The sequence below is a fragment of the Sphingomonas sp. GW821-FHT10C01 genome (assembly GCF_059415525.1).
Genome location: NZ_JBWKNK010000002.1, coordinates 61,959 through 82,771, shown reverse-complemented (window position 1 = coordinate 82,771; position 20,813 = coordinate 61,959). Strand labels below are relative to the sequence as shown.

Annotated in this window: 26 protein-coding genes; 17 read left to right on the top strand and 9 right to left on the bottom strand. The window is 65.3% G+C overall.

Annotated elements, in window-relative coordinates:
- Positions 1-38: 38 nt before the first annotated feature.
- Complete coding sequence (locus AC07M1_RS12410; protein ID WP_495162924.1) at positions 39-938, bottom strand: LysR family transcriptional regulator; 900 nt, start codon at positions 936-938, stop codon at positions 39-41.
- Positions 939-1,064: 126 nt separating this feature from the next.
- Here AC07M1_RS12410 and AC07M1_RS12405 point away from each other — a divergent pair, with 126 nt between their 5' ends.
- Complete coding sequence (locus AC07M1_RS12405) at positions 1,065-1,838, top strand: SDR family oxidoreductase (RefSeq protein WP_495162923.1); 774 nt, start codon at positions 1,065-1,067, stop codon at positions 1,836-1,838.
- 30 nt (positions 1,839-1,868) lie between these two features.
- Here the strand turns inward: AC07M1_RS12405 and AC07M1_RS12400 are convergent, their stop codons facing one another.
- Positions 1,869-2,354 carry an SspB family protein gene (locus AC07M1_RS12400; protein ID WP_495162922.1) on the bottom strand — a complete coding sequence of 162 codons (486 nt, stop codon included), beginning with the start codon at positions 2,352-2,354 and terminating at the stop codon, positions 1,869-1,871.
- 134 nt (positions 2,355-2,488) lie between these two features.
- Here AC07M1_RS12400 and hisB point away from each other — a divergent pair, with 134 nt between their 5' ends.
- The 9 genes from hisB (at position 2,489) to AC07M1_RS12355 (ending at position 8,014) form a co-directional block, all read left to right on the top strand.
- Positions 2,489-3,076 (top strand): imidazoleglycerol-phosphate dehydratase HisB, encoded by a 588-nt coding sequence (gene hisB / locus AC07M1_RS12395; protein WP_495162921.1) that lies wholly within the window; start codon positions 2,489-2,491, stop codon positions 3,074-3,076.
- On the top strand, positions 3,076-3,360 hold the full coding sequence (locus AC07M1_RS12390) for a YciI family protein (protein WP_495162920.1): 285 nt from the start codon (positions 3,076-3,078) through the stop codon (positions 3,358-3,360). The genes hisB and AC07M1_RS12390 overlap by 1 nt, the downstream gene beginning before the upstream one ends.
- Positions 3,357-3,956 (top strand): imidazole glycerol phosphate synthase subunit HisH, encoded by a 600-nt coding sequence (gene hisH, locus AC07M1_RS12385; protein ID WP_495162919.1) that lies wholly within the window; start codon positions 3,357-3,359, stop codon positions 3,954-3,956. Before AC07M1_RS12390 ends, hisH begins: the two co-directional genes overlap by 4 nt.
- On the top strand, positions 3,953-4,669 hold the full coding sequence (gene hisA / locus AC07M1_RS12380) for a 1-(5-phosphoribosyl)-5-[(5-phosphoribosylamino)methylideneamino]imidazole-4-carboxamide isomerase (protein WP_495162918.1): 717 nt from the start codon (positions 3,953-3,955) through the stop codon (positions 4,667-4,669). The genes hisH and hisA overlap by 4 nt, the downstream gene beginning before the upstream one ends.
- Complete coding sequence (gene hisF / locus AC07M1_RS12375; RefSeq protein WP_495162917.1) at positions 4,666-5,433, top strand: imidazole glycerol phosphate synthase subunit HisF; 768 nt, start codon at positions 4,666-4,668, stop codon at positions 5,431-5,433. The genes hisA and hisF overlap by 4 nt, the downstream gene beginning before the upstream one ends.
- A 36-nt stretch (positions 5,434-5,469) precedes the next feature.
- Entirely contained in the window at positions 5,470-5,649 is a 180-nt protein-coding gene (locus AC07M1_RS12370; protein ID WP_495162916.1) for a hypothetical protein, read from the top strand.
- 32 nt (positions 5,650-5,681) lie between these two features.
- Positions 5,682-6,005 carry a phosphoribosyl-ATP diphosphatase gene (locus AC07M1_RS12365; protein WP_495162915.1) on the top strand — a complete coding sequence of 108 codons (324 nt, stop codon included), beginning with the start codon at positions 5,682-5,684 and terminating at the stop codon, positions 6,003-6,005.
- Positions 5,995-6,372: an HIT domain-containing protein gene (locus tag AC07M1_RS12360; RefSeq protein WP_495162914.1), complete on the top strand. Its 378-nt coding sequence runs from the start codon at positions 5,995-5,997 to the stop codon at positions 6,370-6,372. The genes AC07M1_RS12365 and AC07M1_RS12360 overlap by 11 nt, the downstream gene beginning before the upstream one ends.
- 103 nt (positions 6,373-6,475) lie before the next feature.
- Positions 6,476-8,014 carry an amino acid permease gene (locus AC07M1_RS12355; RefSeq protein WP_495162913.1) on the top strand — a complete coding sequence of 513 codons (1,539 nt, stop codon included), beginning with the start codon at positions 6,476-6,478 and terminating at the stop codon, positions 8,012-8,014.
- A gap of 83 nt (positions 8,015-8,097) precedes the next feature.
- Here AC07M1_RS12355 and AC07M1_RS12350 read toward each other — a convergent pair whose 3' ends face one another.
- Together AC07M1_RS12350 and AC07M1_RS12345 are read right to left on the bottom strand one after the other, a co-directional pair.
- Positions 8,098-9,291: a GNAT family N-acetyltransferase gene (locus AC07M1_RS12350; protein ID WP_495162912.1), complete on the bottom strand. Its 1,194-nt coding sequence runs from the start codon at positions 9,289-9,291 to the stop codon at positions 8,098-8,100.
- A 91-nt stretch (positions 9,292-9,382) separates the two neighbouring features.
- Positions 9,383-10,381, bottom strand: a complete 999-nt coding sequence (locus tag AC07M1_RS12345; protein WP_495162911.1) for an adenosine kinase — start codon at positions 10,379-10,381, stop codon at positions 9,383-9,385.
- Between the two features lie 89 nt (positions 10,382-10,470).
- On the opposite strand from AC07M1_RS12345, the gene AC07M1_RS12340 reads away from it, so the two are divergent.
- On the top strand, positions 10,471-11,163 hold the full coding sequence (locus tag AC07M1_RS12340) for an EI24 domain-containing protein (RefSeq protein WP_495162910.1): 693 nt from the start codon (positions 10,471-10,473) through the stop codon (positions 11,161-11,163).
- The gene (locus AC07M1_RS12335; RefSeq protein WP_495162909.1) at positions 11,160-11,534 is read left to right on the top strand and encodes a hypothetical protein; all 375 of its coding nucleotides are present in this window, start codon (positions 11,160-11,162) and stop codon (positions 11,532-11,534) included. The genes AC07M1_RS12340 and AC07M1_RS12335 overlap by 4 nt, the downstream gene beginning before the upstream one ends.
- Here AC07M1_RS12335 and queG read toward each other — a convergent pair.
- On the bottom strand, positions 11,518-12,567 hold the full coding sequence (gene queG / locus AC07M1_RS12330; RefSeq protein WP_495162908.1) for a tRNA epoxyqueuosine(34) reductase QueG: 1,050 nt from the start codon (positions 12,565-12,567) through the stop codon (positions 11,518-11,520). The two genes, AC07M1_RS12335 and queG, sit on opposite strands and share 17 nt — an antisense overlap.
- 42 nt (positions 12,568-12,609) lie before the next feature.
- Between queG and AC07M1_RS12325 the strand changes: the two genes are divergently transcribed.
- From AC07M1_RS12325 to AC07M1_RS12315, 3 genes are all read left to right on the top strand, one after another.
- Positions 12,610-13,551: an ABC transporter ATP-binding protein gene (locus AC07M1_RS12325; RefSeq protein WP_495162907.1), complete on the top strand. Its 942-nt coding sequence runs from the start codon at positions 12,610-12,612 to the stop codon at positions 13,549-13,551.
- Positions 13,548-14,777 (top strand): ABC transporter permease, encoded by a 1,230-nt coding sequence (locus AC07M1_RS12320; RefSeq protein WP_495162906.1) that lies wholly within the window; start codon positions 13,548-13,550, stop codon positions 14,775-14,777. The genes AC07M1_RS12325 and AC07M1_RS12320 overlap by 4 nt, the downstream gene beginning before the upstream one ends.
- 77 nt (positions 14,778-14,854) lie before the next feature.
- A complete protein-coding gene (locus tag AC07M1_RS12315; RefSeq protein WP_495162905.1) occupies positions 14,855-16,078 on the top strand; it encodes a cytochrome P450 in 1,224 nt (407 codons plus the stop codon).
- Positions 16,079-16,086: 8 nt separating this feature from the next.
- Here the strand turns inward: AC07M1_RS12315 and AC07M1_RS12310 are convergent, their stop codons facing one another.
- Positions 16,087-16,704, bottom strand: a complete 618-nt coding sequence (locus AC07M1_RS12310) for a hypothetical protein (RefSeq protein ID WP_495162904.1) — start codon at positions 16,702-16,704, stop codon at positions 16,087-16,089.
- Between the two features lie 129 nt (positions 16,705-16,833).
- Positions 16,834-18,312: a serine hydrolase gene (locus AC07M1_RS12305; protein WP_495162903.1), complete on the bottom strand. Its 1,479-nt coding sequence runs from the start codon at positions 18,310-18,312 to the stop codon at positions 16,834-16,836.
- A gap of 201 nt (positions 18,313-18,513) precedes the next feature.
- Here AC07M1_RS12305 and msrB point away from each other — a divergent pair, with 201 nt between their 5' ends.
- On the top strand, positions 18,514-18,999 hold the full coding sequence (gene msrB / locus AC07M1_RS12300) for a peptide-methionine (R)-S-oxide reductase MsrB (protein WP_495162902.1): 486 nt from the start codon (positions 18,514-18,516) through the stop codon (positions 18,997-18,999).
- Between the two features lie 15 nt (positions 19,000-19,014).
- Here msrB and AC07M1_RS12295 read toward each other — a convergent pair whose 3' ends face one another.
- Complete coding sequence (locus AC07M1_RS12295) at positions 19,015-19,215, bottom strand: dodecin family protein (RefSeq protein ID WP_126004945.1); 201 nt, start codon at positions 19,213-19,215, stop codon at positions 19,015-19,017.
- Between the two features lie 87 nt (positions 19,216-19,302).
- Complete coding sequence (locus AC07M1_RS12290) at positions 19,303-19,854, bottom strand: CHAP domain-containing protein (protein WP_495162901.1); 552 nt, start codon at positions 19,852-19,854, stop codon at positions 19,303-19,305.
- A 381-nt stretch (positions 19,855-20,235) separates the two neighbouring features.
- On the opposite strand from AC07M1_RS12290, the gene AC07M1_RS12285 reads away from it, so the two are divergent.
- Positions 20,236-20,787, top strand: coding sequence for a hypothetical protein (locus AC07M1_RS12285; protein WP_495162900.1), 552 nt, complete (start codon positions 20,236-20,238; stop codon positions 20,785-20,787).
- The last annotated feature ends 26 nt before the right edge of the window (positions 20,788-20,813 follow it).

Below are 20,813 nucleotides of genomic sequence, written 5' to 3'. Positions count from 1 at the left end.
GCCGCCGATCTAGGGAGGATCGGCGCATCGGCAAGCACTCAATCAAGCACCTCGGCGCGCAGCAGCGTCGTCACCCAGTCCATGAACACGCGCAGCCGAGCAGGCACATGGTGCCGGTCGGGATGAAGCAGCGTCACCGGCAACGGCGCAACGACATGGTCCGGCATCACTTCGACCAACTCCCCCGCGGCAAGATGCGCACGGACGTCATAGGCCGGGATCTGGATCAGCCCGAGGCCCGCAAGGCAGCAGGCGATCTGCGCCTCCGCGCTGTTCACCGTCACCCGGCCGGGAATCGCCAGCCGCCGCAACACCCCCGCCTCCTCCCACTCCCAATCCTCGACCCGCCCCGTCGTCGGCGACGCGAACAGCACGCCCTGGTGCCCCGCAAGATCGGCGGGCGATTTCGGCGTTCCGAAGCGGGTCAGATAGGCGGGGCTGGCGACATTGATAAAGCGAAGCTCGCCGATCCGGCGCGCCACCATCGCCGAATCCGCCAATGGCCCTACCCGCAGCGCGCAATCGACATTGTCCTCGACCAGATTGACCGCGCGATCGGTCACCCCCAACACCACGTCGATTCCCGGGTGACGGTCGAGGAAGTGCGGCAACGCCGGCGCGATGACCAGCCGCCCCAGTCGGCCCGGTACATCGATCGTCAGCCGGCCACTCGGGCTGTCCTGCGGACGGAACAGCCCTTCCACCGCCTCCATCTCGGCGACCAGTCGCGTGCAATGCGCATGGAAGGTACGCCCCTCCTGCGTCATCCGGACATTGCGCGTCGTGCGGTGGAGCAGCCGGGCGCCCACCCGCCCCTCCAGCTCACGCACCGCCGCCGAAACCGACGAGCGTGGCATACCGAGCATGTCGGCCGCGCGCGTGAAGCTCGCGCTTTCGGCCACGCGCAGAAACACGCGGAAGAGCGTTACCTGATCCATGGCCGTAGATTATCCAGAAATCACGACATGTCATTCCAGAATGATCGTCTTTTTACGAACAGTGGCATGCGCGAGGTTGAGCGCCCACGCCGCTCCGGTGTGGCGGAAGTATCTGGAGACGAACGCATGGCCGATCATGGCATCAGCGGAAAAACGGTCCTTATCGCGGGCGGCGCGAAGAATCTGGGTGGACTGATCGCGCGCGATCTTGCCGAGCATGGCGCAAAGGCGGTGGCGATCCACTATAACAGCGTCGCGACGGCGGACGCGGCGGCCGATACCGTCGATGCGATTCGCGCCGCAGGAGCGGAAGCGGTCGCCATCCAGGCCGATCTCACCAGAGCGGGCGCAATGGAGAAGCTTTTCGCTCACACGGTCAACGCGATCGGCCGGCCCGACATCGCGATCAACACCGTCGGCAAGGTGCTCAAGAAGCCGATCGTCGAAATCAGCGAGGCCGAATATGACGCAATGAGCGCGATCAACGCCAAGGCAGCCTTCTTCTTCCTCAAGGAAGCAGGCCGGCATGTCGCCGACAATGGCAAGGTGTGCACGTTGGTGACCTCGCTATTGGGCGCCTACACGCCCTTCTACGCCAGCTATGCGGGGACCAAGGCGCCGGTCGAGCATTTCACGCGCGCGGCATCGAAGGAGTTTGGCGAGCGCGGTATTTCGGTGACGGCGATCGGGCCGGGGCCGATGGACACGCCCTTCTTCTATCCCGCCGAGGGGCCTGAGGCGGTGGCCTATCACAAGACGGCGGCGGCGCTGTCGCCCTTCACGCCCACGGGGCTCACGCATATCGAGGATATCGTGCCGTGGATCCGCTTTCTGGTCAGCGACGGCTGGTGGATGACCGGGCAGACCATCCTGGTCAATGGCGGCTACACCACCAAGTGACGCGTCAGGGCTGGCGCCGCGCGCGCCAGCCTATTTCTTGCGCTTGAAGTCCACCGCGACGACGTTCGACCCGTCCTCGACCGGCGTTGCCACCGGCGGGCCATCATTCTCGGCCTCGTCATGCGGCTCGGGGCCATCGGGATCTTCGGCGGCCTGGAAGCGAAGCTCGAAATTGACCGCCGGATCGTGGAACCCGGTGATCGCTGCGAACGGAATCACAAGCATCGACGGGATCTGGTTGAAGCTGAGACCAACCGAGAATCGCTCGTCATCGACCTTCAGATCCCAGAAGCGATGCTGCAGGACGATCGTCATCTCGTCCGGGAATCGCTCGATCAGCCGGTCGGGGATATCCACGCCCGGTGCACGGGTCTTGAAGGTGATGTAGAAATGATGCGTCCCGGGCAGCGCGCCGGTCGCAGCAACCTGGTCCAGCACACGGCCGACCACCGCACGCAGGGCCTCCTGCACGATCTCGTCATAGGGAATCAGGCTATCGGGCACGCTACCAGTCATGTGCCCTGACCTAACGGACCGGCGGCCCGGGTCAAGATGGACTGCGGACGAAGATCATCCGGGCCAAGCTCAACTGGGGTCTTGCATAGCTTCGCCATCATTGCATGGCCCCGCGACGGCGCTATGGAGCGGCCATGCGCACCGCGACGATCAGCCGCAAGACCAGCGAGACTTCGGTCGACGTGACGGTCAACCTTGACGGCACCGGCGCCTATGCCATCTCCACGGGCATCGGCTTCTTCGATCACATGCTCGAGCAGCTTTCGCGCCATTCGCTGATCGATCTCGACGTGAAGACGGTCGGCGACCTGCATATCGACCAGCACCACACGGTCGAGGATACCGGGCTCGCGATCGGCGAAGCGGTGGCCAAGGCGCTGGGCGACAAGCGCGGCATCCGCCGCTACGCCGACGCGCTCTCGCCCATGGACGAAACGCTGACCCGCGTCGCGATCGACATTTCCGGCCGCCCCTATCTCGTGTGGAAAACCGAGTTCAGCCAGAAACGGCTCGGCGAGATGGATACCGAGATGTTCGAGCATTGGTTCCACAGCTTCGCCCAGACCGCGGGCGTGACGCTGCACATCGAGACGCTCTACGGCCAGAACAACCACCATATCGCAGAAGCCGCGTTCAAGGGCCTTGCCCGCGCGCTGCGCCAGGCGGTCGAGATCGACCCGCGCAAGGCCGACGCGATCCCCTCGACCAAGGGCACGCTCTGATGATCGCGGTACTGCTGAGCTACAAGGTGCCGATCGAGACGATCGACGCGCTCCGCCCCGCCCATGTCGAATGGCTCAGGCAGGGGCTTGCCGATGGCCGGCTCCTGCTCGCCGGGCGCAAGGTCCCGGTGACCGGCGGCATGCTGCTGGTGCGCGGCACGCTGGATGAGGCGAAGGCCTGGGCCGCAACCGATCCGTTCGCGACCGAGGGCGCGGCCGACTATGACTTCATCGAGGTCGCCCCCTCGATCCTCGCGCCGGGGCTCGAGGCGCTCAGCCAGTGACGATCGCGCTGATCGATTATGGTGCGGGCAATCTTCACTCGGTCCACAATGCGCTGAAGGCGGCGGGTGCTACGGACGTCGCGGTCACCGCCGATCCGGACATCGTCGCGAAGGCTGATCGGATCGTGCTCCCCGGCGTCGGCGCTTTCGGTGCCTGTGCCTCCGGGCTGCGCTCAATTTCGGGGATGGTCGAGGCGCTCGACCAGCGCGTACTCAAGGGTGCCGCGCCCTTCCTCGGTGTGTGCGTAGGCATGCAATTGCTGGCCAAGACCGGCGAAGAGCTGGGCACGCATCAAGGGTTGGGCTGGCTCGACGGCACCGTGCGCGAACTGCCCGCCAACAATGTCCGCATTCCCCATATGGGCTGGAACGATGTCGTTCCGGTCGCGCCCCACCCGCTGATCGAGCCGGGTGAAGCCTATTTCCTTCACAGCTTCGCCTATGACGGTGAAACCGTGCTCGCCACGACCGAACATGGCGGCCCGGTCACCGCTGCGATCGGCCGCGACAATTTCGCCGGGGTGCAATTCCACCCCGAAAAGAGCCAGCGCTACGGACTGGCATTGCTCGAACGCTTTCTGAGGTGGAACCCGTGATCGTTTTCCCCGCCATCGACCTCAAGGCCGGTCAGGTCGTCCGTCTGGCCGAAGGGGATATGACCCGCGCCACCGTCTATGGCGAAAATCCCGCCGCGCAGGCCGATGCCTTTGCCAAGGCCGGGGCGACGCACCTCCATGTCGTCGACCTCGACGGCGCATTCGCGGGCGAATCGATCAATGGCGGCGCGGTCGCCGCGATCCTCGCGCGCTTTCCAGGCAAGGTTCAGCTCGGTGGCGGCATCCGCAACCGCGCGTCGGTCGAGCGCTGGATCGACATGGGCGTCAGCCGGGTCGTCATCGGAACCGCCGCACTTGAAGACCCCGGCTTCGTGCGTGAGGCCGCAGCCGCCCACCCGGGCCAGATCGTCGTCGCCGTGGATGCGCGCGACGGCTTCGTCGCGACCAAGGGCTGGGCCGAAGTCTCGACCGTTTCGATCGCAGAACTCGGCCACCGGTTCGAGGATGCCGGCGTCGCCGCTTTGCTGTTCACCGATGTCGGCCGCGACGGCCTGCTCAAGGGCTGCAATGTCGAGGCAACGGTTGCGCTCGCCGCCGAGGTCTCGATCCCGGTCATCGCCAGCGGCGGGGTCGCCGATATCGCGGACATCCACGCGCTGGTCGGCCAGACCGGCATCGAGGGCGTCATTACCGGTCGCGCGCTCTATGACGGCCGTCTCGACCTCGCCGAGGCGCTCAAGGTCGCCGCATGACCGTCCGCGCGCGCGTCATCCCCTGTCTCGATGTCGCCAATGGCCGCGTCGTCAAGGGCGTGAACTTCGTCAATCTGCGTGATGCGGGCGATCCCGTCGAGCAGGCGCGCGCCTATGACGCCGCGGGCGCCGATGAGCTTTGCTTCCTCGACATCACCGCCAGCCATGAGGCGCGCGGCACGATCATCGACGTGGTGCGCCGTACCGCCGAAGTCTGCTTCATGCCCGTCACCGTCGGCGGCGGCGTGCGCGGTGCCGAGGACGCCCGCGCGCTCCTCCTTGCCGGGGCGGACAAGGTCGCGGTCAATTCCGCCGCTGTGACGCGGCCCGAAGCGGTGAGCGAGATCGCCGAGCGATTCGGCAGCCAGTGCGTCGTCGCCTCGGTCGATGCGCGCCGCGTCGCGCCGGGCCGATGGGAGGTGTTCACCCATGGCGGCCGCAAGCCCACCGGAATCGACGCGGTCGAGCACGCGCTCAACCTCGCGCGGCTGGGTGCAGGCGAACTGCTGCTCACCTCGATGGACCGCGACGGTACGCGCGACGGCTATGACCTCGACCTCATCCGCACCGTCGCCGATCAGGTGACCGTGCCCGTGGTCGCGTCAGGCGGGGTCGGCAGTCTCGATCACCTCGTTGCCGGGATCCGCGACGGCCATGCCAGCGCCGTCCTCGCCGCCTCGATCTTCCATTTCGGCGAAGCGAGCATCGCCGATGCCCATGCGGCGCTCGCAGCGGCGGGCATTCCGGTGCGTAATCACGATTAATGCTTTCGCAGCCGGATCGGGCTAGACGCTGATCCGATGCTTCGCCTTCTCCTCCCGCTACTCGCCGCCGCACCCGCGCTCGCCGCGCATAGCGGGGAAGTGACACGGCGAACGATGCCCGAATTGTCGGACCTCGCACTTGCCGCCATGGCCGCGTTCGGCATCTGGTTCGCCCAGCGCGCGATGCGTCGCCGCAAGCGCAAGCCCAAGGATTGACACCGACGCGCCGCTAGGGAACTGCCCTCCGTATGGCCGCCGATATCCTCGACACGCTTGAAGCCGTGATCCGCGAGCGCCGCACCGGCGATCCCGCAACTTCCTATGTCGCCAAGCTGACGGGGAAGGGCCGCGCGAAGATCGCGCAGAAGCTGGGCGAGGAAGCGGTCGAGGCAGCGATCGCCGCCGTGCAGGACGACCGCCAGGGCCTGACCGGCGAGGCGGCCGACCTGATCTTCCACCTCCTCGTCCTGCTCGCGGATTCGGGGCTGTCGCTCGACGATGTGCGCGCCGAACTCGATCGCCGCGAGGGGCTCTCCGGAATCGACGAAAAGGCCAGCCGACATGCCGATTGACGCAACCAAGCCCTATGACGATCAGAATATCTTCGCGAAGATCCTGCGCGGCGAAATCCCTTCGCGACGCGTCTATGAGGACGCGTTCGCCATCGCGTTCCACGACATCAACCCTTTGGCGCCAACGCATCTGCTGGTGATTCCAACGGGCGCCTATGTGTCGTGGGACGACTTTTCTGCCCGCGCGTCAGACGCTGAAATCGCAGGATTTGTCCGCGCCGTCGGTATCGTCGCGCGCGAAGCCGGGGCCGTCGAACCGGGTTATCGCCTGCTCGCCAATGTTGGCCTCAATGGCGGACAGGAAGTACCCCACCTCCATGTCCATGTTTTCGCGGGCAAGCCGCTGGGGCCGATGCTGGCGCGATAAGCTGAGCTTTTGGGGGATTGCGCCATCCCATTTTGCGGCTAGGGTCGCCGCTTTCGTATCAGCGGCGACAAGGCAAGAACCAAGCCGCATTGGGGGAAGTTGCATGATATTCGGGCGAGTAAAACCACTCGACGCCATCCTAGCCACCGCCGAAAAGAAATCGCTCCACCGTTCGTTGGGAGCGTTCCAGCTCACCATGCTCGGTATCGGCGCGGTCATCGGCACCGGCATTTTCGTTCTCACCGCCGAAGCGGCGCAGAAAGCCGGTCCCGGCATGATGCTGTCGTTCGTGATCGCCGGCGTCGTCTGCGCGGTCGCGGCACTCTGCTACGCCGAAATGGCGGCAATGGTCCCCGTTTCGGGTTCGGCCTACACCTATAGCTATGCCGTGATGGGCGAGCTTATCGCGTGGATGGTCGGCTGGGCTCTGATCCTCGAATATGCCGTCGCCGCGGGCGCGGTTTCGGTCGGCTGGTCCGGCTATGTCGTGGGATTGATAGAGAACGCCTTCGCGGTCGACATTCCGGATGCACTGGTTCGCGGCCCCTATGACGGCGGCATCGTCAATCTGCCCGCAATGGCGATCGCTGGTCTTGTCACCTGGCTGCTGGTGATCGGCACCAAGGAGAGCGCGCTCGTCAACTCGATCCTGGTTCTGGTCAAGGTCGCAGCACTGTCGCTGTTCATCGTCCTGGCTGTGCCTGTGATGAACATGCAGAATTTCGAGCCCTTCTCGCCGCTCGGCTTCGCCGGTGTGTCGGCAGCGGCGGCATCGATCTTCTTCGCCTATGTCGGCTTCGACGCGGTCTCGACCGCGGCCGAAGAAACCAAGAACCCTCAGCGCAACATGCCGATCGGCCTGATCGGCTCGCTCGCCATCTGCACCATCTTCTATCTGCTCGTCGCCGCCGGTGTGATCGGCAGTGTCGGCGCCCAGCCGATTCTCGGCGCCGACGGCGCGGCACTGGCACCGGGCAGCACCGAGCTGGCCAAGGCATGCGTCGAGACCGCGGCAGCGACCGGCAAGGAAGCCGTGGTCTGCTCGAAGGAGGCCCTCGCCTGGACGCTGCGTGAAATCGGCTGGCCCCAGATCGGCAATCTGATCGGCCTCGCGGCCGGCCTGGCGCTGCCTTCGGTCATCCTGATGATGATGTTCGGCCAGACCCGCATCTTCTTCGTGATGAGCCGCGACGGTCTGCTCCCCGCCGTGTTCTCGAAGGTTCACCCGAAGTTCCACACCCCGCACGTCATCACCATCCTGACGGGCGTGTTCGTGGCGCTGTTCGCGGCCTTCTTCCCGGTCGGCAAGCTCGCCGACATCTCTAACTCGGGCACGCTGTTCGCCTTTGCCGCGGTGTCGATCGCGGTGCTGGTGCTTCGCCGCACCGACCCGGACCGCAAGCGGCCGTTCCGCACGCCGCTCATCATCATCACGGCGCCGATCGCGATCCTGGGCTGCGCCTATCTGTTCTACAGCCTGGGCCACGACACCAAGATGATGTTCGTGGGCTGGGCGGCGCTCGGGCTGCTCGTCTATTTCGGCTATAGCCGCCGGAAGAGCCATGTCGGTCGTGGCATCATCGAGACGCCTGAGCATGAGGCGTATCAGGAGCTCGATCCGCCGGTTCCGGGCACGCACTGATCCGGATAGGGCACAAGAAAAGGGGCCGGGAGAGCGATCTCCCGGCCCCTTCTTCATTCCTGTGCCATGTCGTTTCGGCGCGCCTATTCCGCGAAGGTCAATGCCGCCGCCGCTAGCGCGCCAAGCGCCAGCAGCGCTTCGATCCGCCCGCGATCGCTGCGATCCCGCCCGGCGTCACGCAGCTTTGACGCCGCCAGATAGGCTTCTCGCGCGATCTCTGACTCCGCGCCCCAGCGCAGTCCCAGCAGCGAAGCCGCCGTGCGGTGGCGCACGATCAGCAGATCCAGGATCTCCGACCCCACCACAGCGCCCATCTCGCGCTTATAGCCCGAATCGCCCGCCCCCAGATCGATCGTCTCGACCCCGTCCTTGCGCGCCTGTTCCAACTGATATGCCGTAACGATCTTGCCGGGCCGGAACGCGGCGAACCGCTGGTCGTAGCTACTTGCGATGCCGTACTGCATCGCCCCGGACTTGAGATCGAACGAGAAAGCCGCGGGCTTGCCGCCGACCGACAGGATCGTCGCGGACAGCGCCCGCGCCAGAATCGGATCGGCCACCGCTTCGAGCCAGCCCGCGCGCTTCTCGTCGGTCAGGAACTTGGCGCCGGTTCCGTCGGTTCCGGTCCCCACCCAGCTCGCCGCCTCGATCGCCGCGAGATCGTCCAGCACGGCGGCGCTCCAGGCGTCCCCGCTCACATGGCGGATCGCGACGGCGCCCAGCTGCTCCAGCTGGCGCTCGTAATTGGCCAGCCGCCGTCGGGTCGAGCGCCGCGGCCAGGCCTCATCACGCGCGTCGAACAGAAAGGTGCGCCCAAGCTTGCGCGTCAGCACCGTCCACCCCGCCACCGCAGCGGCACGCTTGATCCGTGCTGTCGCCGGGTCATCGGCATAGATCGGCCCGATCCGCCATGCCGGCCCCAGCGCCGATATGCTGACCGCATGGGCAAAGAACGCCGTCAGTTCGGCGTCCGTCACATCGGGATTGAGCGGGATCGAGCGGAAGGGCCAATAGCTTCCCGGAACGCTGCGCGCGCCGATCAGCGTAGGACCCAGCGGTGCGGTGGGCAGCGCTACGATCGGCGCGCCGTCCTCGCGGGTAGCGGCGACCGTGACAACAGCATCGCCCGCCGCCATCGCGTACCAGGCGGCCCGCAGAAACCGATGCGACGTGTCGGCGTTCTCTGCCAGATCATCCAGCAGCGCGGGCACGCCATTGTGCAGCCCGACGACGACCGCTGGCTCACAATCTGGTTCGGATGTCCGCGCCCGCTGCATTCATTCTCCCACGCTCGCGCACGGGATAGGGGCAAATCGCTGACATAAGGTAAGCGGCGGCCCGGAATTTCGCCGGGCTCGCCGCGAACCGTCAGCCGAGTTTGGCGGCAGCCAGCGCCTTGAGGTTCACCTCAGGCCGAGCGCCATAGTGGCTGATGATCTCAGCCGCGCAGACCGCACCGAGCTTGAGCGATTTTTCGAGGGTCCAGCCCTGCGCCTGCCCGTGCAGGAAGCCCGCAGCGAACAGATCGCCCGCGCCGGTCGTGTCGACCACCTTGTCGATCGGCTCCGCAGGCACCTCGGCACGCGTGCCGTTGGACACCGCGATCGCGCCCTTTTCGCTGCGCGTCACGACCAGCACCGGAACCTGCGCGGAAACCTTGGCGACGGCCGCTTCGAAGTCCTCGACCTCGGCCAGCGCGAGCAGCTCGTTCTCGTTAGCGAACAGGATGTCGATCAGCCCTTCGGCGATCAGCTTGCGGAAATCGCCGCCATGACGGCTGATGCAGAACACGTCGGAAAGGGTAAAGGCGACCTTGCGGCCGGCATTACGCGCAATCTCGATCCCCGCACGCATCGCCTGGCGGGGTTCTTCGGGATCCCACAGATAGCCCTCGAGATACAGGATCGCGCCACCCGCGATCAGATCGCGGTCCAGCGCCTTTTCGGGCAGGAACTGCGACGCGCCCAGGAAGGTGTTCATCGTGCGCTGCCCGTCGGGCGTCACGAAGATCAGGCAGCGCGCGGTGGACGGCGCGCCCGGGCGCACCTCGGTATCGAAATCGACACCGGTGGCGCGCAGATCATGCGCGAAAACCGCACCGAGCTGATCGTCGGCGACCTGGCCGATGAAGGCGCAGCGGCTGCCGAGCGCGGCCATGCCCGCGACAGTATTGCCTGCCGAACCGCCCGAAATCTCACGGCCCGGCCCCATCCGATCATAGAGCGCGTCGGCGTCTTCGGGCGAGAAGATCAGCTGCATCGAGCCCTTGGCGACACCAATCTCCTCGATGAAGCTGTCCTCGGCCGAAGCGAGGACGTCGACGATGGCGTTGCCGATGGCGACGACGTCATGCACGGGTGCGGTCACATTGGTCTCCGGTGAAAGTTTTTGCGCGCCTAGTGGACGCGGCGCATTCACGCAACCGCGTTGACTTATCCCTCTCCGTCAGCCCATCCATGGCCGTAATGCTCGATGCCTTTCTTCTGTCGGTCCGCCAACTCGGCGACAAGCGAATCCTCAGCGTATTCCTGAAGTCGATCCTGCTGACACTGGCGATCTTCGTCGCGTTCGGCACCGGATTATGGTTCGGGGTCGATGCATTGGTCCGGCATTATTTCGAGGGCAGCGAGGCCGCCGCTTCAGCCGCTTCCGCGGTGGCACTGCTGATCGGCCTGTTCGGCGGCTGGCTGCTGTTCCGCGTGATCGCGGTCGCGGTGATCGGCGTGTTCGCGGACGAGGTCGTCCATGCGGTCGAGGCGAAACACTATCCCGACCGCTTCGCCGCAGCCCGCGACCTTTCCTTCGTCCGCTCGCTCCAGATGGGCCTCAAGTCCGCAGCGCGCGCGCTGCTCGTCAACCTGATCCTCTCGCCACTCTACATCATCCTGCTCGTCACCGGCATCGGCACCGCGCTCGCCTTTTTCGTCGTCAACAGCTGGCTGCTCGGGCGCGACCTGGGAGACATGGTCGCCGTGCGGCATCTGCCGGCTGCGGACCTGGCCCAGTGGCGGTCCGCCACCCGTCTCTCGCGCTTCTCGCTGGGCGCGGCTGGCACCGCATTGTTTTTCGTGCCGTTCGTCAATTTCGTCGCGCCCGTCCTCGGCGCGGCGATGGCGACGCACCTGTTCCACCGGAGGACCGTTCAGTGAAGATTATCGCCCCGGCCGCTTTGCTTGTCCTGCTCGCGGGCTGCGGCGGCACCACCGCCCCCCCGCCGGTGGTCCGCGCCGCGCCGATCCCCGTGCCGCAGCCGGGCATGGCGGCACTCACCACCGTCATGGGTGCCAGTGCCAACGCGCTGATCGGACAGTTCGGCCGCCCCCAGCTCGACATCAGCGAAGGCAGCGCACGCAAGCTCCAGTTCGCGGGGCCGATCTGCGTGCTCGACGCCTATCTCTACCCGCCCAAGTCGGGCCGCGGCGACGCCACCGTCACCTTCGCCGAGACGCGCCAACGCGACGGCAAGCCGATCGATCAGTCAAGCTGCGCGGCCGCGCTCAGGGCTAGTCGCGGGAAGTAAGACGCGCGCGCGCCCATTCGGCGGCGTCGACAATCACCGGATCGGGATCATCCCGCAACGCCTCCACCGCGGGCAACAGCGCGACGTCCCCGCTGTTCCCCGCCGCGATCAGGCAGTTGCGCATCATCCGGTCGCGCCCGATCCGCTTGATCGGCGATCCGGAAAAGACCTGACGGAACCCGGCATCATCAAGCGCGAGCAGGTCGCGCAGCTCGGGCGCGGTCAGTTCCGCGCGCGGCGCGAACGACAGGTTCGCCGCCGCGGCCGCCGCGAACTTGTTCCACGGGCACACCACCAGGCAATCGTCGCAACCATAGATGCGATTGCCGATCCCTTCGCGAAACTCTTGCGGGATCGGCCCCTTCAACTCGATCGTCAAATAGGAAATGCAACGTCGCGCATCGAGCTGATAGGGCGCGGGAAAGGCATCGGTCGGGCACGCGGTCTGGCATGCATCGCATGATCCGCATCCACCCCGTTCGCGCTCACTCGGCGCCAGTTCGAGCGTTGTGTAGATCGCGCCGAGGAACAGCCAGCTGCCATGGTCGCGGCTGACGAGGTTGGTGTGCTTGCCCTGCCAACCCAGCCCGGCGGCCTCGGCCAATGGCTTTTCCATCACCGGCGCGGTGTCGACGAACACCTTGAGATCGCATCCGGCCTCCTGCGCCAGCCAACGGCCCAGCGCCTTGAGCGCCTTCTTCATCACATCGTGATAGTCCGCGCCCTGCGCATACATCGAGATGCGCGCCCGATCCGCCACCTTAGCGAGCGCGAGCGGATCGCTCACGGGTGCATAGCTCATCCCGAGCGAGATCACGCTCCTGACCTCTGGCCACAACCCTTCAGGGCTCTCGCGGTGATGCGCGCGCTCGGCCATCCAGATCATGTCACCGTGACGCCCGTCAGCCAGCCATTCGTGCAGCCGCTTGCCCGCGAGCGGCGCCGCGTCGGCGCGCGCAAAGCCACAAGCGGCGAAGCCCAGCTCCGCCGCCTTGTCGCGGATTCGCGCTTCCAGTGACTTGCCTACGTGCATCACCCCCCGCTACCACGGCTCCCGCTAGTGAGGGGAATTTTGTTGAGTAGCGATCTGGCGGTCAGCGCCACCGGGCTGGTGAAGCGTTTCGGCAACCGCCGCGTGGTGGATGGCGTCGATATCGCGGTGCCCAAGGGCATGATCTATGGCGTACTCGGCCCCAATGGCGCAGGCAAGACGACCACGCTGCGCATGCTGCTCGGCATCATTGAACCCGATGACGGCGAACGCACATTGCTCGGCAATGATCGCCCGCGCGAGGTAAGCGACCATGTCGGCTACCTCCCCGAGGAACGCGGCCTCTATCCCTCGATGAAGACGACTCAGGCGATCGCCTTCATGGGCGCGCTGCGTGGGCTCGACTGGCGCACCGGCCGCACCCGCGCGGTGCAGCTGATGGAAGCCGCCGGACTTGGCCACGCCACCGACCAGAAGATTCGCAAGCTGTCCAAGGGCATGGCCCAGCTTGTCCAGTTGCTCGGTTCGGTCGTCCATCAGCCAGACCTGCTCGTGCTCGACGAGCCCTTTTCGGGCCTCGATCCGGTCAATCAGGAGCGGCTCGAGAAATTGATCCTGGCCGAGCGCGATCGCGGCGCCACCGTGCTCTTCTCCACCCATGTCATGGCGCATGCCGAGCGGCTGTGCGACCGGCTGGCGATCATCGCGGGCGGCAAGGTGCGCTTCGAAGGCACGGTTGCCGATGCGCGCGCCACCCTGCCCTTCAAGGCGCATTATGTCCCGCATCATCCCGATAACGGCATCCGCGCGCTGCTCCCTGCCGACGCGGCGCCCGATGGCGACGGCTGGCGCTTCACACTGCCGGACGAAGGCATCGAGGGGACCTTGGTGAAGCTGATCGACGCCGGCTACGGTATTTCGGGCCTGTCGATCGAACGGCCGAGCCTCCACGACGTGTTCGTCCGCATCGTCGGGGCCAAGGCGCTCGCCGAAGCCGAAGCGGCACAGGCGGAGGCGCAGCCATGAGCAGCCTCGCCCGCCTGGTCCGCCAGACGCTGACCATCGCTCGCCGCGATTTCGTTGCGACCGTGTTCACGCCCACCTTCCTGCTCTTTCTGTTCGCACCACTAATGATGGTCGGATTTGGTGCCATCGGCGGCGTCGGCGCGGCGTCGATCAGCAAGAGCGGCGACGACAAGGCACGGATCGTGCTGCTCGCCAGTGGCGATCAGGCACGCATGGCGGTCGCGGCCGATCGCCAGCTGCGCACCATGTTCCGCACTGTCGAGCAACCGCCTCGGCTGCTGATCGAAGTACCGGGCGCGAATCCCGAGGCGCAAGGCCGCGCGATGTTCGAGCGCAAGGAAAGCGATACCTATGCGGTGATGTACGGGCCGCTCGACAGGCCGCAGATCCTGCACAGCATCAACGGTACCCGGTCCGCCACCTATCTCGCCGCGCTCGCCGATCAGGTGCTGCGCGCCCAGCGTGCCGGCACCGCCGCTCCGCTCAGCGAGGCCACCAAGATTGTCATCGCGCGCGCCGGCACCTCCGCTGGCGGTCAAGGTCAAGCGGCCTTCTTCGCGACCACCGCCCTGTTCATGATCAGCCTGCTGCTCGCGGGCCAGGTTGTCGGCACCATGGCCGAGGAACGGTCGAACAAGGTGATCGAAATCCTCGCCGCGGCCGTGCCGCTCGAAAGCGTATTCTTCGGCAAGTTGGTCGGCATGTTCGGCGTGGCGCTGCTGTTCCTCGGCTTCTGGGGAACGATTGTCGTCAATGTCGGCACCCTGTTGCCGTCCGGGCTCGCTACCGCGTTCATCGATGTCGGGCCGGCGGTCGGGTTGCCGATGTTCGGTCTGCTGTTCTTCGCCTATTTCGTGACCTCGTACATGCTGCTCGGCGCGGTATTCCTGGGGCTGGGCGCACAGGCATCCACCCAGCGCGAACTGCAGATGATGTCGTTGCCGATCACCATCTTCCAGGTCGCGATGTGGGGCCTCGCCTCGGCGACCGCGCTCAGCCCAGACAGCGGACTTGCCATGGCGGCGGCCGCCTTCCCGTTCAGCTCGCCTTTCGCGATGGTCGCCCGTGCCGCCAATTCGCCGGAGATCTGGCCGCATATCCTCGCGCTGGGTTGGCAGGCATTGTGGGTCGCGATCACCGTCACCGTTGCCGCCCGGCTGTTCCGCCGTGGCGTGCTTCAGTCGGGCAGTCCGGGGCTGCGTTTGCGGAAGAGAACGGTTGGCTGACGACCCATCGCAGCACTATTGACAAAGCTGTAAGTTGAGCCACTCTCCCGGAAAACAATGTCCGGGAGAGTAAAGCCATGGCCACCCTAGCCGCCGAGCCCGCAGTCGATCCGCTCGACGTCACCCGGCCGGAACTCTATCGCGACGATCTGTGGCACGAGCCCTTTCGGCGGCTGCGTGCGGACGCGCCGGTCTATCGGTGCCATGACAGCGCGTTCGGCCCCTATTGGTCAATCTCGTCCTACAAGCCGATCGTCGAGGTGGAGTCGCTCCCCGATCTCTATTCGTCGCAGGCCGGTGGGATCACCGTCGCCGACCTGATGCCCGAAGACATCAAGATGCCGATGTTCATCGCGATGGACCGGCCCAAACATACCGGCCAGCGCCGTACCGTCGCGCCCGCCTTCACGCCGAGCGAGATGGTGCGGATGAGCGGCGACATCCGTGCACGTACCGGAGAGCTTCTCGACTCGCTTCCCGTCGGCGAGACGTTCGACTGGGTCGATCGCGTCTCGATCGAACTGACGACCCAAATGCTGGCGTTGTTGTTCGATTTCCCGTGGGAAGAGCGCCGCAAGCTCACCTACTGGTCCGACTGGGCCGGCGATATCGAGATCGCCAAGGATCCCGTCCGCAAGGAGGAGCGCCGCAACATCCTGTTCCAATGCGCCGCCGAATTCGGCGCGCTGTGGAATAGCAAGGTCGGCAAGGAGCCGACGCCCGACCTGATCTCGATGATGATCCATTCGGACGCGATGGCCGAGATGGACCAGATGGAATTCCTGGGGAATCTCATCCTGCTGATCGTCGGCGGCAATGATACCACGCGCAATTCGATGAGCGCCTATGCCTGGGCGCTCGAGCAGTTTCCGGAGGAACGCGCCAAGCTGGAAGCGAACCCGGAACTGATCCCTAACGCCACGCAGGAGATCATCCGCTGGCAGACCCCGCTCGCGCATATGCGCCGCACCGCGACGCAGGATACCGAGCTGATGGGACAGAAGATCGCTGAGGGCGACAAGCTCGTCCTCTGGTACCTGTCGGCCAACCGCGACGAGAGCGTGTTCGAACGGCCCGACGACATCATCGTCGATCGCGCCAATGCCCGGCGCCATCTCGCCTTCGGGCACGGCATCCATCGCTGTGTCGGCGCGCGGTTGGCGGAGCTGCAGATCGGCGTGTTGATGGAGGAGATGGCGAAGCGCCGGCTGCGGCCCAATGTCCTGGGCGAGCCCAAGCGGGTCTCCGCGTGCTTCGTCCATGGCTACAAGGCGATGCCGGTGGAACTCAGCCGCTACTGAGGGGAGCCTCAGGCTTCGAGCATATGGTCGGCCACGCTATAGCTGTGGCTCGCCTGATAGGCGTTCCGGCCGCGGTTCATATGCGTGAGGTTGAATCTGCGGATCGCACGCAACGCGCGAGGCGAAGCCATGAATTCGCGGACCGACGCGGCGCCACGGACCTTGATCCCGAACATGTCGGCGCCGCGCGGGAAGAACCAGCCGATATCGCCCGGCGTCGCGACGCAGCTGTCGAGAAAGTCGGTGTCCAACTGGTGCTGCAGCGCTGAGCCGTCCATCGTGAAATCCGATAGGTGCAGGATGAAACGGGATCGTATGCCGTCCCCGTCCGCATAGAGGGTGAACAGTTCCATCCAGCTTGCGTTGACTCGCACCAACGGCTTGTCCGAGGTCGAGGGCAGGCACGAGACCGACCAGTAATCGCGTTCGGTTTGGCGCGGCACCGGGATGCACGTCCGGCCATAGCGGCCGAGGATTTCCAGCACGTCCTCGGCTTGCGGCCTGCGTGACAATTTGTCGAAGCGCGCGGCGTATTTGAAGCGGTGCTCCAGATTCTCCGAACGCTCGCCAAAGTCGTACAGATCGATCTCGCCATCCAGCCAGGCGCGCTGTCGCTCAAGGTCCACAAATTGGCGAAGGCCGCTGGGCTTCCCGTCAGCCGCACGCGCCCTGCGTGACTCTCCATCCATCGATTCACCCTTCCAGACCCAGCGTTGATCTACCGAATCCGGCGAGCGGGCAATGCCGCGATCCGACTACCTCAACTGCGCCCTCAGCTTCGCGGCGCGCTTGCCATGAGACGCCGAACCCGGTTCCAGTTTCGCGGCTGATTGCACGCTTTCATAAGCACCACGGATATCGCCGGCGGCTTCCTGAGCATCCGCGAGACTGTCGAACGCGTTCGCCGATCGGGGGAAGGCCTCCGTGGCGAGTGCGAACACGTTGACGGCGTGGATGGGTTCCTTCCGCTGCAAATATGCATAACCCAGCGCATTGAGTGCGCTTTCCTGGATGTCGTAACGCCGCGGTTCGCGCGCCCGTTCTTCCGTGAACCAGCTGTGGAGCGCGGTCGCATCCGCCACTCGTCTGGCCAGCTCCCACACGATCGGCTCTCGCAAGGGCGGCGGCTTGCGGCCAACCGCGATCATTGCCAGCGCGGCGGCATTGGCGTCGACACTGTCGTCCTCGCCGTTGTTGGTGAGCTGAATGACGGTCACGTCCCCGCCGGGATACCATGAGAGGTCCGATTTGAAGGCGCGCCAATGGCCCGCGTGCGATATCCGTGCGGCCCCTGCAACATCGGGCTTGAGACCCAGCCCCAAGCCATAGGGGATCGTGCTGTTATCCGACAGCCGCGTGGGCGCCCGCGCAAGCGCCACCCAGCGGCGCGGCACCACGCGGCCGGCGGTAACGGCGTTCTGCCAGCGCAGCAGATCAGGCACCGTCGAGTAAATCCCCCCAGCGCCGCGCATGAAGAGACCTGGAATCTGGTCCAAAGCGCGACGACCGCCAACGGCGGCCGGCACGAAGCCGAAGGCGCGACCGCGAATCTCGCGCTTCCCACCCGGAATGGGCAACAGGGTGCTCTTCATCCCGAGCGGTTTGAAGAAACGACGCTCCAGATACACCGCGAAGGGCATACCCGACACACGCTCCACCAGCACCGCGAGCACCATATAGCCCGTATTGCTGTACTTGAACTGAGCGCCCGGAGCCGCGATGACGGGCATGCGGGTCTCAGCCAACACTGAAACGATATCGGCACCCGTGACGGGTGGCTTGCCGCCGCCCTCCCGCAGGAGCTTCGTATAATAGGGCATCGCATCGGGCAGGCCGGAGCTATGCGACATAAGCTGCGCGACGGTCACATCGGGATAAGGAAAATCAGAGAGGTAGCTGACGACCCTCGTGTCGAGCGCAAGCCTCCCTTCCGCCGCAAGGCGAAGCACGGCGAAGGCCGTGAACTGCTTGGAAATCGACCCGATGTCGAAAGCGCTATCGACCGTCAGCGGCGTGCGTGCCTGATCCCCCGCATCACCAAAGGCACCCGCGAAAACTGTCTTGCCCTTCCGGGCCACCAGATAGGTGCCATTGCAAACATGCTTGGTGTGACACTCCGCCAGATAGGCGCGATAGGGGTCCCCCTTCGACGACATCGCGTGGGCCGGAAACGTCATCGGCAATCCGGTCACAGCGAGAAGGCCGGTCAAGTGGAACCCATTTAGCAGCTTCATGAATCCCCCGATTGACAGTGGCGTGTACTACATAAGCAATACACGTGACTGTCAACCGCAGAGAATTTGTTCGCGGGCCAGCCACGCCCCCTCGACCAACCAGGCATTCAGGGCGGTGAACCGCGCCCGCCATTTGCGCCAAGCGTAACCTTTTCCCATCTTCCTGCGTAGCTCTTCTGAAGCCGTGAAAAGGACGCTGCCATGCCCGTCAGTCGCCGTCTCTTCCTTGCCCTCACCGGCGCCGGCGGAATCGCCGTTGTCATCGGCTGCTCCTCACCTGAGTCACAGGCGGCGCAGCGGTTCGAATTCACCCTGACCGATGCGGAATGGCGCAAGCGCTTGAGTCCCGCGCAATACCGGGTGCTGCGGCAGGCAGCGACCGAGCGGCCCTATTCCAGCCCGCTCGACAAGGAAAAGCGCGAGGGCGTGTTCGCCTGCGCCGGTTGCGCGCTCCCGCTCTTCAGCTCGCGGACCAAGTATAATAGCGGCACCGGCTGGCCGAGCTTCTACGCACCGCTCAAGGACGCGATCCGTACCCGCACCGACTATGCGATCGGCATACCGCGCACCGAAGTGATCTGCCGCCGCTGCGGCGGACATCTTGGCCATGTGTTCGACGACGGCCCGCGTCCGACCGGCAAGCGCTATTGCATGAACGGACTGGCGATGACCTTCACCCCGGCCTGATGCCGGCGGGCGCCGCTAGCGGACCACGAACGTCACCGCCAGGATCACGCGCCATTCGACGACCTTGTTGTCGCGAACGACGCCCTTGGTGTCCTTGACCCAGACGCTTTCGATATTGTCCACGGTCTCGCCGCACTTCGCGACACCGTCGCGGATCGCGTGCTCGATGCTCTCGGTCGAGCTCGAAATGACTTCGATGACTTTTGCAACCGCCATGGTCCGCTCCCGTCTCTGATCGCCTTCCCGCCTGATCAGAATAGCTCAGGGCCGGGACGATGACAAAGTCCGGAAGCTGGCGCCGCCTTACTTCTGGAGCGAGGTGGTGATCCCGAACTTCTCGAGATCGACCGACGCGATCGTCACGCCGCCGAACACATCCTCGTCGCGCTCCAGCTTCGGCGTCTTGCCGGTGTAGATGAAGCCGTTGACCGGGTAGGTCGAGGTGCCAAGGCCGCCGTTCGATGCGAACCAGACCTTGACGCGGCTCCAGTCGCCCTTCTCGGACACGTCGATCGCGACCACATTCTTCTCGATCCCGCCGCGGCGCGACCAGTTGGCGTGGGTCAGCAGCACTTCGCGGTCGCTGATCACCTTCGACACCATCGCGACATGGCCAAGGCGCATGCGCTGGGTCGACGCGAAGGACATGACCGAGCCGACCACCGGCTCGTCGCCGCGCGCATAGCGGCCCTCGGCCTGGCTCCACCAGGTGTGTGCGTTACCAAAGATCTGAACGCCGGAAATCATGCGGGCATAGGGGGCGCACTGCCAGAACTGCGCGTTCGCGGGAGCGATCGTCGCCAGGCAAAGCGCTGCCATCAGCGCGAATCGCGCTGCGATAACCTTGGCTGTCATGATGGCCCCCTTCGACCCCGAATCTCGTTGAAGGGTTGGTGGCAGATCGGTTCCGGCCAGCCTAGCCCGTCGCGCCGCTTATCCGATGAATCGTGTCGTCGCGGCGATGACTGACATTTTGTTCAGCTTCGGAGAGCGAAATCCGACCAAATCCCGTGCTGTCGAGCCGATCGTTACGCCACTCACCGCAATTTGTTGCTCGAATGTCGCGCCCCGAATCCGTTTCCGCCGCCCGCCTTCCGTTCGTCGCAAGCCTTGTTGCAACGCAAAACCTTCTGTGATTCCTTGTCTGAACGACGGACGACGCGGGGTTAAGCTTGGTGTTAACCATCTTAGGGCATCATCCGTCGCAAGGAGTAAAGTGGGTGGGAGTGAAGGAGAATGAGCGCACGTAGCAAACCGGCCGAAGGCGCGATGACGCTGGCCGAGATGAAGGAGTTCGCGGGCTTTGCCGCAGCGACGCAGCGTTACATCCGCCGCGCGCTCGACATCGGCCTCGATCGCACCGATGCGATGGAGCGCTGGTCCCGTGACGTGGTCGAAGCCGCCAGCATCCGTGCCCAGGCGCATATGTACGACCGCCTCCCTGAAATCCGTGCGCTGATCCCCGACGACAGCGGACTCGATGCGATGGAGCCGTTCATGGCCCCGCTCATCACCGTTTCCGCCTTCGATTTGAGCCAGAGCCGGCTCACCAGCTTCTCGTCCTATCGCTTCCTCTATGAGCGACTGGTCGGCGCGGAAGTGCGGCCGTGGCTACCCGCCGCCTTCTGCGCGGCTGCAGCGCTTCCGCATCTCCATCCGGATCTCCGGCGCAAGCTGCTCCAGTCGATCAGCGAAGCGGCGGCGACCGCGTCGGGCTGGTCGAACCGTCAGCCCGCCTTCTTCCCGCAATGGGTGGAGAAGGTCGGCACGGAGCCGATGCCGGGTTGAACTGGTTCCCGCTTGCGCGGGACACG